General features: G+C 47.0%; 14 protein-coding genes. 1 reads left to right on the forward strand and 13 read right to left on the reverse strand.

Annotated features, from left to right (window positions below; all coding sequences use genetic code 11):
- Positions 1–31 precede the first annotated feature (31 nt).
- From WH37_RS17030 to WH37_RS17040, 3 genes are read right to left on the reverse strand one after another with little or no spacing between them, the layout of a single operon-like run.
- A complete protein-coding gene (locus WH37_RS17030; RefSeq protein WP_046231796.1) occupies positions 32–1,177 on the reverse strand; it encodes a toxic anion resistance protein in 1,146 nt (381 codons plus the stop codon).
- Positions 1,178–1,216: 39 nt separating this feature from the next.
- Complete coding sequence (locus tag WH37_RS17035) at positions 1,217–2,905, reverse strand: vWA domain-containing protein (protein WP_046231797.1); 1,689 nt, start codon at positions 2,903–2,905, stop codon at positions 1,217–1,219.
- 13 nt (positions 2,906–2,918) lie between these two features.
- Positions 2,919–3,665, reverse strand: coding sequence for a hypothetical protein (locus WH37_RS17040; RefSeq protein ID WP_046231798.1), 747 nt, complete (start codon positions 3,663–3,665; stop codon positions 2,919–2,921).
- A 426-nt stretch (positions 3,666–4,091) separates the two neighbouring features.
- On the opposite strand from WH37_RS17040, the gene WH37_RS17045 reads away from it, so the two are divergent.
- Positions 4,092–4,994 carry a class I SAM-dependent methyltransferase gene (locus tag WH37_RS17045; RefSeq protein WP_046231799.1) on the forward strand — a complete coding sequence of 301 codons (903 nt, stop codon included), beginning with the start codon at positions 4,092–4,094 and terminating at the stop codon, positions 4,992–4,994.
- Between the two features lie 25 nt (positions 4,995–5,019).
- Here WH37_RS17045 and WH37_RS17050 read toward each other — a convergent pair whose 3' ends face one another.
- The 10 genes from WH37_RS17050 to WH37_RS17095 form a co-directional block, all read right to left on the reverse strand.
- Positions 5,020–6,174 (reverse strand): response regulator, encoded by a 1,155-nt coding sequence (locus WH37_RS17050; RefSeq protein WP_046231800.1) that lies wholly within the window; start codon positions 6,172–6,174, stop codon positions 5,020–5,022.
- Entirely contained in the window at positions 6,155–7,966 is a 1,812-nt protein-coding gene (locus tag WH37_RS17055; RefSeq protein ID WP_156182329.1) for a sensor histidine kinase, read from the reverse strand. The genes WH37_RS17050 and WH37_RS17055 overlap by 20 nt, the downstream gene beginning before the upstream one ends.
- 66 nt (positions 7,967–8,032) lie before the next feature.
- A complete protein-coding gene (locus tag WH37_RS17060) occupies positions 8,033–8,527 on the reverse strand; it encodes a phage holin family protein (RefSeq protein WP_046231802.1) in 495 nt (164 codons plus the stop codon).
- Positions 8,528–8,879: 352 nt separating this feature from the next.
- A complete protein-coding gene (locus tag WH37_RS17065) occupies positions 8,880–9,098 on the reverse strand; it encodes a hypothetical protein (RefSeq protein WP_046231803.1) in 219 nt (72 codons plus the stop codon).
- Entirely contained in the window at positions 9,095–9,571 is a 477-nt protein-coding gene (locus WH37_RS17070; RefSeq protein ID WP_046231804.1) for a hypothetical protein, read from the reverse strand. Before WH37_RS17070 ends, WH37_RS17065 begins: the two co-directional genes overlap by 4 nt.
- 19 nt (positions 9,572–9,590) lie before the next feature.
- A complete protein-coding gene (locus WH37_RS36485) occupies positions 9,591–12,074 on the reverse strand; it encodes a hypothetical protein (RefSeq protein WP_231594261.1) in 2,484 nt (827 codons plus the stop codon).
- Positions 12,075–12,540: 466 nt separating this feature from the next.
- A complete protein-coding gene (locus tag WH37_RS17080) occupies positions 12,541–12,831 on the reverse strand; it encodes a hypothetical protein (RefSeq protein ID WP_046231805.1) in 291 nt (96 codons plus the stop codon).
- 9 nt (positions 12,832–12,840) lie between these two features.
- Complete coding sequence (locus WH37_RS36050) at positions 12,841–15,393, reverse strand: hypothetical protein (RefSeq protein ID WP_052737034.1); 2,553 nt, start codon at positions 15,391–15,393, stop codon at positions 12,841–12,843.
- Entirely contained in the window at positions 15,383–15,805 is a 423-nt protein-coding gene (locus WH37_RS36490) for a lytic transglycosylase domain-containing protein (RefSeq protein ID WP_046231806.1), read from the reverse strand. The genes WH37_RS36050 and WH37_RS36490 overlap by 11 nt, the downstream gene beginning before the upstream one ends.
- A 20-nt stretch (positions 15,806–15,825) precedes the next feature.
- A complete protein-coding gene (locus WH37_RS17095) occupies positions 15,826–17,433 on the reverse strand; it encodes a hypothetical protein (protein WP_046231807.1) in 1,608 nt (535 codons plus the stop codon).
- Between the last annotated feature and the right edge of the window lie 50 nt (positions 17,434–17,483).

Raw genomic sequence — 17,483 nt, forward strand, 5'->3', positions numbered from 1 at the left:
CACGCTTGCTGCCCCTGCTCTCCATCCTCTTCTATAATCCCAGCTTCTGCCCCTTCTCCAGCCGCTGAATCTGAACCTCGCCGCTATCCGCCAGCTCTCTGAACTGCTGGATCGTTTGTCGCATTTTAGGCAGCGCCTCCTGCTTGTAGGTGCTGATCGAGTCCATCGCCGAGAGCACATCTGCGAAAGCCGTCTTTAACGTATCGACGGAAATGTTCGCTTCCATCGACTGCTTTTGAATTGCAGCGCCTTGGTTTTTCAGCATTTTGGAGGTGCCGCTGATTAGGCTGTCTGTCGTCTGATTCAGCAGCTCGATTTTTTGCAGGACGATTCGTTGATTGTAGAGCGCACTTGCTACCGTAACGGAAATTTTCAGCGCCGAAACGGTGACGTTCCTCGCCCGATCCACCCCGCGGATCAGCTCCTTGTTGTTGCGCATCACAACCTCAATCGCCATAATCCCCTGCTGATTCACAACGAGCATTTGCTGTAAATCCATGACCCGCTGGCGCAGCGGGAACAGCACCTCCTCGGTTATGAAGCGGATTTTATCCTCCGACTCCTGACGCGCCTTGGCTGCTGCAATCTGCGACTCGATGCCTTCATCCATCAGCATGCCGAGCTGGATTTCCTTTTGCAGTTTTTTTGTCAGTTCACGAAGCGCATGCTGTTCCAGCTCCAGTGTGGTGTTGTCATTTTTAAGTATCGTACTGCCTTTGTCCAGCGATAAAATGATGCCCGAAATGACCGTGTCCGCCTTCTGGTATTTGGCAAAATAACGCCGTAACGGATTAAAAAACATGCCCAGCACGCCGCTTTTGGCAAAATCGACGACACTCGGGTCCAAATCCTTGAGCTGGATGTGCAGCTCCGTCAAACTCTTCGCCACTTGGCCGCCTTCATCGCCTGTTTGCGCCAAATTTCCGACTGCCACCTGCAGCAGCGAATTTTTCTCCGAGGAAGACCTCATCGACTGAATGCCAAACTGGTCAATCGATTGCAAAATCGCTTTCCGTTTTTCGAGCGAATCCAGATCCAGATCCAGCTCCAAAATCGTCGATACATTGCTCGTCGCAAGCTCCCGCAGCTGGGTGACCTCCTCAGGCTCAGGCTTCACCTGCTCTTCAATGACCGATTTCAGCTTCTCCTCACTGACCACTTCCATCGTAAATGACATTGCAACCCCTCCTCTTCGAACTCTAACTGCAATATAAAATTACATTTGAACGTTCAGCAGGTTTCCAATTTTATAAACGACATCTTCGGTATCGGCGTTGATGCTTGCCGCCTCGTTAATGCTCGAAATGCTTTGCAGCGCCTTAATATTTGCGTTGTAGCCAATCGTATAAATCGGAACTTTGTACGTTTCAATGAGTCCTTTAATGTCTTTGAGCGAATGCCCTTCATTCGTCTCCCCATCGCTTAGCACAAAAATGAGCGGCTTCACATCCGGGTTCGCAGCGAGCTCATCCTGCAGCATTTTCATGGCGACTACGATACCGTCAAAGGTTGCCGTTCCTCCGCTCGCCTGCAAGCTATTGATCGCGCCAACAAACATCGATTGCTGGTTGGTGTCATACTTCCCGATTGGCAAGTTAATCGCAACGTCGCTGGAGTACGAGACGAATCCGATGCTGTTGTTCCTGCCCAAAAATTTCTGCCCCTTGAGCAGCGATTCTTTCAGGCGATTAAGCGGCTCCCCGCCCATGCTGCCCGAAATGTCCGCTACAAAAACAGCAGCAATCGGCTTGCTTCCATCCTTCTTTTCCTTCCAAAGCTTCTGCGCGGATGCGAGCGTCTTGCCATTCACAGCATCCATCTCGGACTTGTAGTCATCGAGGCCATTAAAACCTTTTTCCTCAGCAGTTTTCTGGTATTTATCCTGTGCGACAAAATCAGCGAACTTCTGGATAATGTCCTGCTTATCCTTGGACAGCTTACCAAGCGCATACAGCGGGCTGTCATGTCTCACGCCGAAAGGCGTAAACACGTACCCGCTCTGGAAATCCGCCGCGTTCACATAGGTTTGATACTCCAGTACAAAAGCATCCAGCATCCCCGTCTTGGCGGCCTCACGCATTTGCAGTGTAGTGGAGGCAAGGAAAGGAACATTGGCCTGGAACTTCTCAAAGCCTTGCACCGCCTTCTCGCCCAGCAGCTCCTGGCTGTCAAAGGTCGCAAGGGACGTCACCAGAAAATTGAGGCCAGTTGAGCTCGCAAAAGGGTCGGTATAGCCCATCGCCACCTGATTGTTCGCGATAGCATCGGTCAGCGTCTTCACGTTGAGCGAGCCATATTCGGCAATCAGTTCATCGTATTTTGCTTGAGTGGACACAATGCCAGCTACATTGCCTACGAGCCGTTTAGACACGAGCTTCGTTTGAACGCCATTCGCCGCCACCATTTCGCCCCACAGCTCGTTGGACGGGGTAAAGGCATCCGGCACATATTTGCCTGAACGAATATAATCCGCCCCGGTGCCTGAGGCGATATTGCGGATTTTGACCGAAGCCGTCTTCCCATTCACTTTAATCTTCGCTTGATTAAAAGCGGTGGCCACCTCGTTCAGCCAGCCATCCATATCCGTACCCGATTTCTCGGTAGAGGAAAAAATTTCGACGAATTGGTCGGTCGTGTTTTCAACCGATACGGGAAACTTCGAAATATCTGGCAAGGAGTCGCCGACATCAGCAGGATCAAGATCAATCTGCCCTTTGACCGGCTCCGCGGTTGAAACCGAAATATTTTTATAAAGCTTATCTAGCTGTTTCGCCGCATCCTCCGACGAAATCTGTGTATCCGTCTTGCCTAAGTTCGAGGTTAAGCTAATCCCAAAATAAACGAGAGCAAAAACAACAATTGCAATAAGTGCCAATACAACAAAAGCTTTTCCTTTACTCGCCATATGCGTCTCCTTCTCATTGTTGATAAAATTTGGTTTGCTTTATTAATACATCAATCTCCTTCATGCAGGGCATTTCCTCGACCGTTCTGTAATCTGTGCTCCCTAGCAGCGATATTTCGAGAGCCAAGCGGTCCAGCTTCAGCAAAATCTCTTCGTTCGCTCCCAGATAACCGGATACGTAGTCCAGGTATTGCTGGTAAAGCTCTATTTTTTCCTGCATCAGCTTATTCGAGAACTTCTTCGCGCTCCGCTGCCGTTCCAAGGAGGCAAACTCAGAAGCATCGAACACGCCGAGCTTATTCAACATTCCTTTAATATTCAAGTAAAAAAGCTTCTCGACCTCAACGATGACGGAATCGAATTTTTTGTAGCTGATTTCCGTCTGCTCAAATCTTTGGCCGAGTATGTCGGATAAGATCGCTCTCTTTTTCGCTATACGCTCCAACTGGTCGAGGGCCAAGGCAATATCCTTGTGCAGCACTTTAACGTTTTTGTAATAGGAAAGCGCCGCCATGAAATCCTCGCGTGTGGCAATCGAACGAATCTGTGGCACCGCAGCGGGCTTAAGCAGCAGCGTATAGCTACCATAAGTCAGAACCAGAAAGCTGCTGAACAATAAGGTTACGCCTGAAGCGGTTGCAAGAACACTTTCACCCCCTATGACCACCCCGACAAGCCCTGGTGACAAGATGACAATATTTAGAGCGACAACTCCGCCAATGAGTCCGAGCAGCTTGAAAAATTTCGAATTATTCCCCATAAATAATTCCTCCACTAATGCGGTAACTTGTCTCCATTTGTGAAAAAACATCATAATTTGCCTGTACCTTTAATTTTAGCAGAGAATTACCGAACAAGCTCCTAAATGTTGCTAATATCACTTCAGATTCTATTTATACTCTAATTACTTCCACGTTATTTGTCCGGTTCCATTTTATTTTCGGGCTTGTCTTGGAACACAGCGCGGTGCTCGAACCCAAGGTGAAACGGCTGTCGCCGTCCTCTGGCGGCGCAGCGCGTTTCATTCCGAGAAATATAGAGAAAGGATGGGAAAATCATATCCTTTCTCTATATTTCAAAAAAGAGCCATTGCTTTTCATTCCATTAAAGGTTATTGTAGATATAAAGAGTCTATAAAGTCTTTGAAATGAGAACCATATTATAATCAGGAAAGGAATGAAGGGATATGAATAACGATTTGTTTAATGCAGCTGTGTGGGAGAAGGCTTGGACGGAGGACCCGGCCGCGACGGGCAATAAAATGAAGAAGGCCGGCATTGGCCGTACGTCCTTTGATCATAAAGCAAAAACCTTTAATGCAGAGGTGTTCAGTGAAGGGGGAAGACACAGGAGCGAGCGAATTATTCGCTGGATAGAAGGGCAGGGTGTCGACTTCCAAGGGCTGTCCGTACTCGATATCGGCGCTGCCTCGGGCGGGTTCACGGTTCCTTTCGCCGACCGCGGAGCACGCGTGACAGCTGTAGAGCCTAACGTTCCGTTAAGCGAGCTGTTTGTGGAGAATACAGCAAGGTTTGATCAGGGACAGGTCGAGCTGATCCATGATGTGTTTGAGGAGCTGGATCTTGCCGCAAGGGGCTGGAGCAACGCCTTCGATCTCGTATTTGTGTCCATGTGCCCGGTCATTGTCGATTGGGAAAGCGTGGAGCGGGTGCTCAGCACCGCTCGCAAATATTGCTACATTAGTGTAGGTGCAGGGCCTAGAGAGCATAGTCTGTTCCAAGCCATTCTTCCTTTGCTGACTGGTCGCGAGGTTCATCCAGAAAGCTCAGATATGGCCTACTTAACCCATCTGCTCTATTTGAAGGGTTATTCATTCGAATCCATTATTACGAAAGAAACAAAAACGACCGAGTCATCTTACGAAGAAGCGATTGAAGAAGTCATGCAAGCGCTGAAAACCCATAATTTAATTCCTGATGAGTCTGCCCGCCAAATCGTTACCGAATATGTACACCGTACTTATCCGGATGGCAAAGTGGTCATTCATCAGGGCGGGCGCTACGGAAAAGTGCTGATCCGGCTGCAGGAGCTGAATATGTATACACGGCCGGAAACCGTTAAAGCCTAGGTCAGCGTAGGCCGAGGTTTTAACTTTAATTATTAGCGTTATCAGATAATTCACTGACAAGAGAATCGTATAAGAGCAGCAACGCTTTGGATGGACGAATGCCGAGCTCTTTTTTGATCAGCCTCACATAGTCTATGTATTGGGCAGTAAGCCCCTTCTTGTTTCCGTCCTGCGCATGCTTGCGGAGCAGCAGGCTCAGAACGGATTCATCAAGGGGATTTTGCGCATATAGCTTCAGCAACAGCTTCGACGCTGCTGCCGTATTGGAGAGAACTAGGAGCGCCTCCACTACATTTTTGACGAAGGATGTGTAAAGCTCTGCCAGACGATCCGTCTCGTGTATAGCCCAGACGTAGGCTTTGCTGCCGAACAGGTCCCCTGTGTAGAGCCTTTCCGCGTTCAGCGCGTCCTCCATATTAGCGGCGTCAATCCTTTTAAACTTGCTTGCTTGACGCTCAAACTCCTCAAAATCAATCATCGCATCGGCCAGCTCCAGCGCGTAGCCGTCATTTTCCGAGCGGATTGCATCCCGAAGCGCTAACGGCTCTAACGATTTGCGAAGCTGATAGACCGTCGTATTCAAATACTTTTCCGCATTCACACTCGTCATGCCGGCGAAAATATCTGCAACGAGCCTGGCACGCGAAATCCTGCGTCCACGGTTCAGCAGCAGGTAGGCAAACAGCTCGACGCTTTTGCTGGAAATCCATTTCACGCGTCCCCGTTCATTTCGCACCGAAAAGTCGCCTAAAGCTGTGATGCTAACACGATTGGCGTTCTGAGTTTGAGCGTTTGCCGTCTGAGAATCCTCCGCCCTTTTCCGGCCTTCAAGCGCGCGATGAATCGTCCGCTCCAGCCGCTCCTGCGTTACCGGCTTGACTAAATAGTCGAGCACAGACAACTCAAAAGCATCAACGGCATAATCTTTATGCGAGGTGACGAACACAATTTGTGTTTTGCAGCCTACCTGATCCAGTCTGGAGGCGAACGTAAGCCCGTTGTCACCGGGCATGGAAATATCGACGAACGCCAACTCGACGTCGGTATTTTTAGCGAGAAAATCAGCCGCCGCATGCGTATCCGCAAATGCTCCGACGATCTGCAGCTCGGCGTATTTCGCCAGCATTTTCCTCATAATTAAATGCATGACGGGCTCATCGTCAATTAAGATGACCTTCAATCGCTTTCACCACCATTCCTTCACTTTCACTCGTTCCCCCACTGCTGACGGACCCCGGCAGCGTAAAACGAAATGTCGTTCCTTGCCCAGCCGAGCTCTCAAACCGGAGACTGCCGCCATGCATGCGGAGAAATTCCCGGGTCAATACGAGACCGAATCGCATATCGCCTCCGTCCTCTCTGCTTGCAAATCCAGGCTCCTTGAAAAAGAGTTCATCATGACGCAGCAGCCGCGCTGTATCTTCATCAATCCCGCTCCCATTGTCACTAACGGATACCGTTACCTCATTATGCTCAATAGAAGCGCTGACCTCGATCTTTCCGTCGATATCCGTATATTTAATCGCATTCGACAGCAAATTTCGAAAAATAAGATCCAGCATTTCTTTATCGGCATTCACCGTCAGCTTCTCGTCGATAAGCTCGGAAATTTGAATGTTTTTCATCGCCGCTCTGGCTCCTGCCAGCGATAAAGCTTGGCGAACAACCTGCTGCAGGTTCCAGGCCAACGGCCTGAACGCGACCTCGCCATTTTGACTGCGATACCAGTCCAGCAAATTATCAACGAGGTGGAAGGTGCCGCGGACCTGCCGCCTGATTTCTTGAAACACCTCAGCGCTGGCAATATCGGTATCCGTAGGTTCCTCGCCCAGCAGCTCGGTTAAGCTGACGAGAAGCGCAATCGGATCACGAATATCGTGCGCCATAACGGTGAACAGCTTGTCCTTAAAGGCGTTCAGTTGGGACAGACGCTGCGATTTTTCATGCAGACGCTCCTCATTCTCCTTCAGCTCCGTAATATCGCTGAACATCAGCATTTTGCCAATCGGAGTCGTTCCCGTGTCGTAAATATACGTTAAGCTGCAAATGTAATACATTTGCCGAGCACCCAGCAACAGCTGAAGCGGAAAGCGCTCATCCTGAAAATCGGTTGCCGCTATTCGCTGGACAAGCTCCGGCGAAGCGGTGAGCACATCCTTGCCGAAGGCAGGAATGCTTTTCGTCTGGGCAAGCTCGGGAAACACCTCTTCAGCTGCACGGTTGTAGTTCACGATCTGATTTTCATAATCCAGCAGCACGACGCCGTCGCGAACGGTATCAAACATTTTGGCATATGCAAGCGGCGTTAACCGGAGCAATCCGAACCTGAAAATCCCCCAAGCGTACACAACACCAGATACAGCAAAGCCGAGCGGGGTAAAATCGATTACCGTGCTGAACATATAGCCAATGTTGAACAGCATAGGAGCAGCCGCTCCAAGAATGAGGAGGAGAATCTGCTTCCGTACAATGGGCAGCGCCCGCAAATACATCGGAATAAACAGCAGAATGCCAAGCAGCAAAATCGTATAGTTATAGACCCCATGTACCGAATACCAAGGCCCTTTTATCGTATTGTACAACGGAACGGTATCATTCGGGTTCAAAATATAAGCTTCATAGATAAGATGATGCCATCCGTTGGTGAGATGGAGGAGAAACGTTGTGGTAGGAATGAGAAATAGCAGCACCGTGATCCATTTTCGATAGGCGGTCGCCAGGCCCGTGAACTGAATGACCAGCAGCAGCCAAAATGCGGAGACGAAGGGAATGCCCAAATATTCGAACTGAAGAGCAAGCTTAACGCCGCTTAGGCTGCTGCCCAAAATCTCAAATGCATAGCCGAGCGCATAACAAGACGCCGTTGCCATCATGTAAACCATCGTCCTCGCCACCTGCAAATGGCGTTTGCGGTAGGACAGTAACAACACAAACAGCATCAGCGCCGTCGCAAAGCATAGCAATACTGACATCCATAGCCTCGTATCCACGACGGTGCCCACCTTTCATTCGCTCTTTCGAACATCTCGTCTATTGATTTATTCCCTTTGTGTTTCATTTTCAGGGTTGTCCGCCACGTTTGCAATAGCACCACGCTCTGCTGCCCGGTTAATTTTTTTATCCAGCTCTGAGCTAACCCAGGATAATAGTGACTCAAATACATTCAAAGGCAACCACGCTCCCCAACCAGCACGAAGAGCGTTCGCAACCATCGACTGTATAACGTGATAGAGTAGCCCGGCAGTTAGTGCACCAAAAAAGAGACCTGGCAAATTAAACAATATATCTAACAAATGACCACCAGCCGGCAAAGCCAGCATGAAAAATGTGCGGAATACACCATCAATTCCATACTTGCTTGCGTATGAAAAATCCTTTTTAGCCGCCCTTATGCCACTAATCCAATCCATTGCTACGAAAAATAGCAACGCCATCATTGCTGTTAACACTGCATCACCCGCTCCATACAAATATTCAAAAATAGGTACAACGAAGGCACCCGCTGTTGAAATAAGGGCTTGCCCTTTGTTCATGATTGTTTCCTCCTAAAAGTAAAAGCCCCGCCGCAGCGGAGCTTTATTTTATATTTTTATGATGAGACGACTTTATAAAACGAAGATAACAAAAAACAGGTTAATCATGGTGGTATCTGACCATAATCGACCTGTTTGATATAACGTTATTACGTTATTTAGGGTATAAAATTAGAGCATTGTTGTGAGTACAAACAATCGAAAAAGACTACAACACAGGTGGTTAGCTGGTATTGTGGCTTCGTTGGTTGTATTGTACGATCTTAGAGATGGAAAATTAACGCGTTTACACAAACTATTTTACAGACTCAATTTTTCATATAAATCCATTCTCTGAAACAAAAAGAATCTTTCACTGCTCCTTCTTATATTTTTCAACATACTGGTTAATTCCTGTAAAAAGAACTTCTTTTACAGTTTCCGTATAATCTCCAAAACTCTCTTTTGATGAGATAATATCTAAAACTTGCTTTAATTGACCATCAATAATGATTGTAATTCCATCTGTCAGAACACCATTTTTTTCATTTTTAAATACATCTTTTATTATAGTAATATTTTTTTCACTCATGATATATCCCCTTCAAAATAATTTTCATTATCATTACACCAATATTTAAAACTTTCATCAATTAAACCATAAAAATTTTTATATTCACCAATCCATTTATCTGGAATATACTCTTCAAAACTAGTGTATTCAGGAAACGTCGAATATAAAAACTTCTCATCAAAATTTATTAATAGAGATGGTCTATAATCGTAGATAGCATTATCTTCATCAATTTCAACTGAAAATAAAAACTTTTCTTTTAGCTCATCAATTTCTACTTTATACTCTATTATTTTATTTAAAAATTCACTCACTGTTGTTTCATCTAAAACAATAATACCTTCTCTTTCATTATCAAACAAATTTTCATTATTAATCCCGTATTTTTTATAGTCTAAAATCCAATATTCTTTTGTTGAAATGTACCAATTAAATTGGTTTTGAAAGACTATTCCTACAACAATATTTTCTGCATAAAGTGGAACTATCATTTAACAAAACCTCTTTCTACTAAGGTACTATCCTCACATTTTTCGCATATTCAACAAGCCATTCACTAACAGGTGATGGTAGTTCGTAAGCAAGGCCATCAAAATTATATTTTTCAAAAATACCTTTATCAACTATTTTAGGTGCCCTCCCTCCTTGGTTCAAGGGATTAGATTTATAAAAATCTTGAGAAATTGCATTTTCTTGAATTAATTCATCTAACCACTTTGGCGCTTCAAATTCAACTTTATATGAACCGTCTCCTCTTTTGTTTTTGAAGTATTCTGCATGATCTTTGCCTGTACTTACATTTAAGTCATTTGATTTGAACTTTTCATTCAAAGAAAGAGTCCCGTCTCCATTGACTTTTAATATATCTTTACTCTGTCCTCCTTGAACTCGACTATATGCTACAGTTTCTTCAACAACGTCCCCAGACTCCTTAGCAACACTTCCACCCGAACCAACTTTACCCGTCCCCTCATTACTGGAACTACGAATACTCTCCATATTCGGCATGCTTATTTCGGAACTTTTTATAACTCCAACAGTCGAATCTCGTACACCTTTTGATAGCGTTTCATCATGGGGGACAATTGGACTAGACAGATGCTTTGTGTTTTGAAAGTATTGATCTCCTACTGTATTTGCAGCAGCTACTTCACCAGGATCGCTACCTTTATAACCAGCAATGACACCCGCATTCTCTTCTAGCCTCTCATTTACCCTAAATGTATCAGAGTTTGCATCCTGCGCCAAGTCTTGGGTCAGCCTATCTCCTAGGGCAGCAGCTCGTTGATGTTCTCCCGCTGCTTCTAGCTCTTGCATTAGCCTATACCCTGTACCCATTTGCTCTGCGTTTTTCGATTCGTTGGATAATAGATTTAATTCCGCTGGAGTTAAACCACTTCCGTCGTTAGAGGCAGTCCTACTCCTGTTATTCGCAGTAGTAGAAGCTCGGGTTCCCAACTGGTGCTGCATTTCTGAAGGTAGTTGACGGTTATGAAGCGCCTGCGTACGAGTCCCTCCAAGCCCCTTCAGCCTTTCCAATACCGCTCGGATGGGATGCAGGACTTTTCCAGACCCTCCTACCGCTTGGCTTAGTCGCTCCGCCGCCTTCGTAATAGTGGCACGGGGAGCTTCAAACTTGCTAAGTGATGAGCCTGCTTGAGGAGCATCGCCTGATCTGACACGGCTCTTTTTCCCTGGAAATGTACGTTCTATGAGATCACTGAGACTTCTCCCTTCTCCCTCCGTCACCGGAGTCCGAGGTGACTTTATCCCTTCCGACCCCCGATCGGGAGTGAAGTGCCCTTCCTGTTTCATTTGTTGCCCGGTTTGCACGAAATCCTCCCATGAATTCGGAGACGGATCGGCCGATTTGCCTTTTGAAGTACTTGTAGGCAGAGCGGCCTGTACATCCGGCAAACCATCTGCGATTTCTCGCCAGCCACTCCTCTCTCCTGTTGGAGCCGTCAGCCCTATTTGTACTTCCCCTGCCGTATTATTATGGCTGTCTACATTTCTCAGCGTGCTGGCAAGCACATCTCCCGGCGCCTGTCTAACCATCTGCACACCCTTACCCAGCCCGTATAGAGCCAGATCTCCAGCACCTCCCAACACCGTATCTAAGGCTACATCTGCAGCACGACCGCTTAGAGACTGCTCATTCACCCCGAGCTGGTATTCACCCACTTCGCGTGCGGTACCCAGCATCGCACCACCCATTGTACCACGCGTTACGGTTTGACCTGCTTTATTGGCCATTCCCTTTGTAGCAGCACCAGCTACTTTCCATGCTGCCGTGCCAGGTAATAGGTAACCTACAAACTGACCTGTTTTGCCCGCCGTTGTTTGCGTGGCACCCTCGGCACGTTCTGGCATGCCCATTTGTCGATCCATATACGAGGATAATCCTAATGTCGCCGTATCCCCTATTCCTCGAATGAAGTTGGGGATTGGTCCCGTGTCCGTCACTCCAGGGATATCCGTCTCCCGTATGGCCTCCCCCAGTCGTTCTCCTCCCGTTTTCCCATCCAGCAGGCTCGAAAGTCCTTCATCCACTGCTTTCGGGACAATCCGATCAATTAGCTTAGCCGTCGGCCATTCCGCTGGCCGATACCACGATGTCAGCTTGGAGAGCGGGGAATTCAAGGCCCGTTCCTGCCGCTCTGCCGCTTGCTGCTCCTTCAAACGCTGCTTCTGTCCCATCACCGTTCCCGAAACACCCGTTGCCGGTGAAAGATCGCGATTAAATAGTGTTCCTGGAATTTGCTCCGGTTTGGCTTGAACTGCACTTCCACCCTGGGCAGCTCCCGCTATTTTATCCCAGACTGGCGTCGGCGATGCCACTTGAACTGCAGGCTGTTGCACTACGCGGTTGCGTACAACCTCATACTTATCTTGTACAGCTGTAGGACGGTTGTACATGCCGGAGAGTACGTTCTGCTTCGCTTCCTCTCCTTGCCTCTGTCGGTTTCGCACGACATCGTATTTATCTAACATCTGCTCCCCTCCCTCCATTTGGTTACTTGATTCTATATTTACTTACTACGTTAGGCTGAGTTTTTGCCTGTTGGCGTCAACAGCTCTTTCTGCTCTTTAGGACGCGCCAAATGCTGTTTTTGAAAAGAGGATAAATTTCACTAAGTACTATTTGAATCGCTTGTCAATTGCGCAATTCCACCTCATTGAAGCTGACCAAGAAAACGAAGTCAACAAAAAACAGGTCAATTATGGCGGTATCTAACCATAATCAACCTGTTTTTTGTAACGCTTTATCGTTATTTAGAGTATAAAATTAAAACATGGATATATGCACAAACAAAGCGATGAAAACTTTATACTACATTTCAGCGGTTGGATGTGTTATTTCATTAATTTTAAATTTATACGCTACTGGGTAGTCCCCCCACCGTTCTCAATGAATTTAGTTCTATATGAATAGGCAACGATAAACTAAACAAAAAACTCAATCCAATACTTTATAAACTATATCGCCTGCATTTATTTTGTTAAAATCATCTGAATCATAAATAATAATTCCGATACTAAGATCTCCAAACATAGAAGTTGAAATATCTACCTTCTTGACTTTAAACCTCAATTCTTCCAGAGTTGCTTTAACCATTATATATTTATCAACGATATTTAGTCCGCTTGTATTATCTAGGGTGAACTTAGGATCAGCTCCTATAATAATATGCCCCATTTTTTTATCATTAACGGTCAGGCCTATTTGCATAAAATGTTCATAACGCATTTTTTCACCCTACCTTTCTATTATATCAAGTAAATGTTTAACATCTTTTAGCTTCAAATTTGCATTCCTTAATCTTTGAATACCATCTCTTAAAAGCATAACTTTCTCGGATTGACTTAATTCTGATGCAAATCGTGCCGCCCTAATGCTAGCTTGGGCTTCATCTAAAGCATAATTTATTAAATTGATCACTGGTACATTGTCAATGAGATCATATTGATTATAAGCAGTTCCTTTTTTAACTGTCTCGTAGTGTCCAACCACTTCATGTGCTATAGTGCCCCTACCACTAATCAAAGAATTCGGATTTTTTGTTGGTAGTTTGGATGGTAATACATCATTATTTATTGTCAAAATCGTATCGTACATTATGCTTGTAGGGGTAGTGTTTACACTATCCGCAATGTGAATATTATATTCTGGAAAGTTCAACTTTTTTGCATAACTAATTAATTCATTTATCTGTTCTTTGGTAAGCGGTGTATCATTCCTATATCCTTTAGTATCAATGAAATTCTTACCTTCATCCGCCCCCTCAACTTTAGCACTCGTTCTACTCTCAATATTTGAGTTTCTCATTTCAGTACTTTTCAAGGCTCCAGCAGTCGAACTGCCTTCTTCTTTTGCTACCGTTCGACCAATCGGTTCAGTTTCACTAGACAGATGATTCGTGTTTTGAAAGTGTAGACTTCCTACTGGATTCGCAGCAGCTACTTCAGGAGGCTCACTACCTTTATAACCAGCAGCGAAATCTGCATTCTCTTCTAACATCCCATTTATCCTAAATGTATCAGAGTTTACATCCTGCGCCAAGTCTTGGGTCAGCCTATCTCCTAGGGCAGCAGCTCGCTGATGTTCTCCCGCTGCTTCTAGCTCTTGCATTAGCCTATGCCCTGTACCCATTTGCTCTGCGCTTAACGACTCGTTAGATAAAATATTCAATTCCGCTGGGCCTAATTCGCCTCTGGCGTTAGAGGCAGTCCCACTCATGTTATTCGCAGTACTAGAAGCCCGGTTTCCCAACCCGTGCTGCATGTCTGAAGGTAGTTGACGGTTACGAAGTGCTTGTGTTTGGTTCCCTCCAAGCTCCTTCAGCCTTTCCAATGCCGCTCGGATGGGATGCAAGACTTTCCCAGCTCCCTCTACCGCCTGGCTTAATCGCTCCGCCGCCTTCGTAATAGTGGCACGGGGAGCTTCCAACTTGCTCATCGATGAGCCTGCTCGGGGAGCATCTCCTGAGCTGCCACGGCTCTTTTTCTCCGAAAAAGTACGCTCTATTAGGTTACTGAGTCTTGTCTCCTCTATGTCCGTCACTGGAATCCGAGGTGACTTCAGCCCTTCCGCCCCCCGATCGGGAGTCAAGCGCCCTTCCTGCTTCATTTGTTGCCCGGTTTGCACAAAATCCTCCCATGAATTCGGAGGAGGATCGGCCGATTTGCCTTTTGAAATACTTGTAGGCAGTGCGGCTTGTACATCTGGCAAACTACCTGAGATTCCTCGCAAGCCACTTCTTTCTCCTGTTGGATCCATCCACCCTACTCGCGCTTCTCCTACAGTATTATTATGGCTGTCTACATTTCTCAGCGTGCTGGCAAGCACATCTCCCGGCGCCTGTCTAACCATCTGCACACCCTTACCCAGCCCGTATAGAGCCAGATCTCCAGCACCTCCCAACACCGTATCTAAGGCTACATCTGCAGCACGACCGCTTAGAGACTGCTCATTCACCCCCAGCTGGTATTCACCCACTTCGCGTGCGGTACCCAGCATCGAACCGCCCATTGCCCCACGTGTTAATGTTTGACCTGCTTTATTAGCCATCCCCTTCGTAGCAGCACCAGCTACTTTCCATGCTGCCGTGCCGGGTAATAGGTAACCCACAAACTGACCCGCTTTGCCCGCCGTTGTTTGCGTGGCACCCTCGGCACGTTCTGGCATGCCCATTTGTCGATCCATATACGAGGATAATCCTAATGTCGCCGTATCCCCTATTCCGCGAATAAAGTTGGGGACAGGTCCTGTATCCGTCACCCCGGGAATGTCTGGCATCGCTCGTATAGCCTCACCCAGTCGTTCCCCTCCCGTTTTCCCATCCAGCAGGCTCGAAAGTCCTTCATCCACCTCTTTCGGGACAATCCGATCAATCAGCTTTGCCGTCGGCCATTCCGCTGGCCGATACCACGACGTCAGCTTGGATAGTCGGGAATTCAAAGCCCGTTCCTGCCGCTCTGCCGCTTGCTGCTCCTTCAAACGCTGCTTCTGTCCCATCACCGTTCCCGAAAAACCCGTTGCTGGCGAAAAATCACGATTAAATAGCGTTCCTGGTATTTGCTCCGGTTTGGCCTGAGCTGCGCTTCCACCCTGGGCAGCCCCCGCTATTTTATCCCAAGCTGGCGTCGGCGATGCCAATTGAACGGCAGGCTGTTGCAATACGCGGTTGCGTACAACCTCATACTTATCTGGTACAGCTGCAGGACGGTTGTACATGCCAGAGAGTACGTTCTGCTTCGCTTCTTCTCCTTGCCGCTGTCGGTTTCGCACGACATCATATTTATCTGACACCCGCTCCCCTCCAGTTTCCCATTACCTTGGCTACATATTTCTGTGTTTCCGTTGGAGCATAACTCACAATTGCTGACCAGTTAGCTCCGTATTTCTTAATTGCCTTGTCCAAATTACCCGGTCCCCAATTATAAGCGGCTAATGCTAGCTGGGGGTCGTTGTTGTATTTGCTCATCATTTGACTGATGTACTTCGTACCGCCATTTACATTTTGAATCGGGTCATTGACATCTTTCACTCCTAACCCGGAAGCTGTTCCAGGCATGAGCTGCATAAGGCCACCGGCACCAGCGGATGATTTAGCTTGAGGATTCCAACTGGATTCTTGCTGGATAATGGCCGCTATTAAGCTAGGTTCTATATGATATTTCTGTGCCGCCGCATTAACGATGCTCTGATAAGTTGACGGAATACTGGTATTACCAGAGCCACTTACTTTCCCTCGGTCACTCCGTGCTTCTTATTGAGCGCACTTAACTCGTCCTTACTAAAACCAAGAGATAGAAGAAGCTGATCTGTTTGTGTTTCGGGTAATCCAAGATCGATAGCCGATGTGTACATCTTCTCGCGATCTGTAGCGTTTGTAGGCATCGTATTTTTGCCTGTAGGCTGCCCTGACGAATCGAGAACTGGAGTGCCGTATAAGCGGCTAATGGCGCCATACGCTTGGTCTAGATTCATGCCATTGTATGCACTGCTGTTCGTCTGGGACATCTCCCAATCCAAGCCTGCCCACTGTCGAGCACTATTATCTTTATATTGTTGTTCATTAAGATTTTGTGCTGCCCATTGAAGCGCGTTCTGCATGCCGAATTGCCGAACCTGCTCATTAAACTGATCCAGCCATTGCTTGTCAGAAACGGCATCTCGACCGGCCGTATAATTATAGGCTCGATCAGACTCAAAAACACCGCGATCATATTGCTTGCCAGCTAATGTCTGCTGTCCGACATTCGCATTTTTCGCAAGACTGCCCCATGTCTGCGTTGGGCCAGAACCTAGATTACCCGTTTGCCCGACCATATCCATATAAGCATTCCAGTTACTTTGTTTATTGGCCAAATCCATTTCTTGACCGGCCAATGTCCTTGTACCTGCATAAGGATTAGCGGTTACATTTGCTGCTGAAACATTTGCCCCAAGGGTCGACGTATTCACCCCCATCGCTTGAAGCTGCGAGCGGATAACATCCGCCTGCCCACTAAGCTGCGCACGATCTGTCGCCGTAATTCCTTTTGTCTCCGCTTGCTGTTTTAAACCGATGAGCTGCTGGATAAGCTGCTGTGAACCGGCTGGCATATAGTTTCCCGTTAAGCCTGCCTCCGTCACGGATTCATTAAACTGATCCCCACGAAGTGCTCGTGCTGTATTTAGTAGATTGGCGGCATTAGCCAAACGGTCTTGATATTGCGCATAAGCCTGTTGGCGATATTCAGGAATATATGCTACTGCTTCCTGCTCAGCTCGCTGTTGAATTTGACCTAGCTGCGACGAAGTCAGACTGCTATTTAAAATACCCTTTTCGTTAGCCGTCTCCATAGCGCTTTTACTTGCATCGCCTGCACGAATTTGTGCCAGCTGCCGCTGTGCCTGATAGCCGGCGTCAGTCTCGGGATCATAGCTGAAGGGTGTTCCCGTAAGACTTTCAAGCGCCGCATACTGTTGGGCACTCTTAGCTTGCCAATCATTATATTGCGGTGTTGAAAAAGAGGGGGTTGGCTGAGTGGTCGTCGGAGCTGGTACGGGAGTTACTTTGGGCACAACCGGAGTAAAGATTCCCGTCCCCGGATTTTGAGATGCTGACGAACCAGATTTAGCCCTTAAATCAGGTAATATTGGATCTGCTTTCTTCTTTTCTAGAGTGTTAGTCTGCGACGTCGCGTTTGTTGTATTAGCCGCCGTGGTTGAACTAGGAATACTACTTTTAGCTAATTGAGCCTTTGCCCAAGCTTGCTGGCCTGCATTTGCTGTTCCACCCGCAGCTGTCTTGCCCGCTGCCATATTCGTCAAATATTGATTTTGATTTGTGTTTACTGTCACAACGCTCACCTCCAAAAATAATAAAAAAAGCCGTTAAATAAACGGCTTAA

Source organism: Paenibacillus algorifonticola, from assembly GCF_000971975.1.
Taxonomy (GTDB): Bacteria; Bacillota; Bacilli; order Paenibacillales; family Paenibacillaceae; genus Pristimantibacillus; species Pristimantibacillus algorifonticola.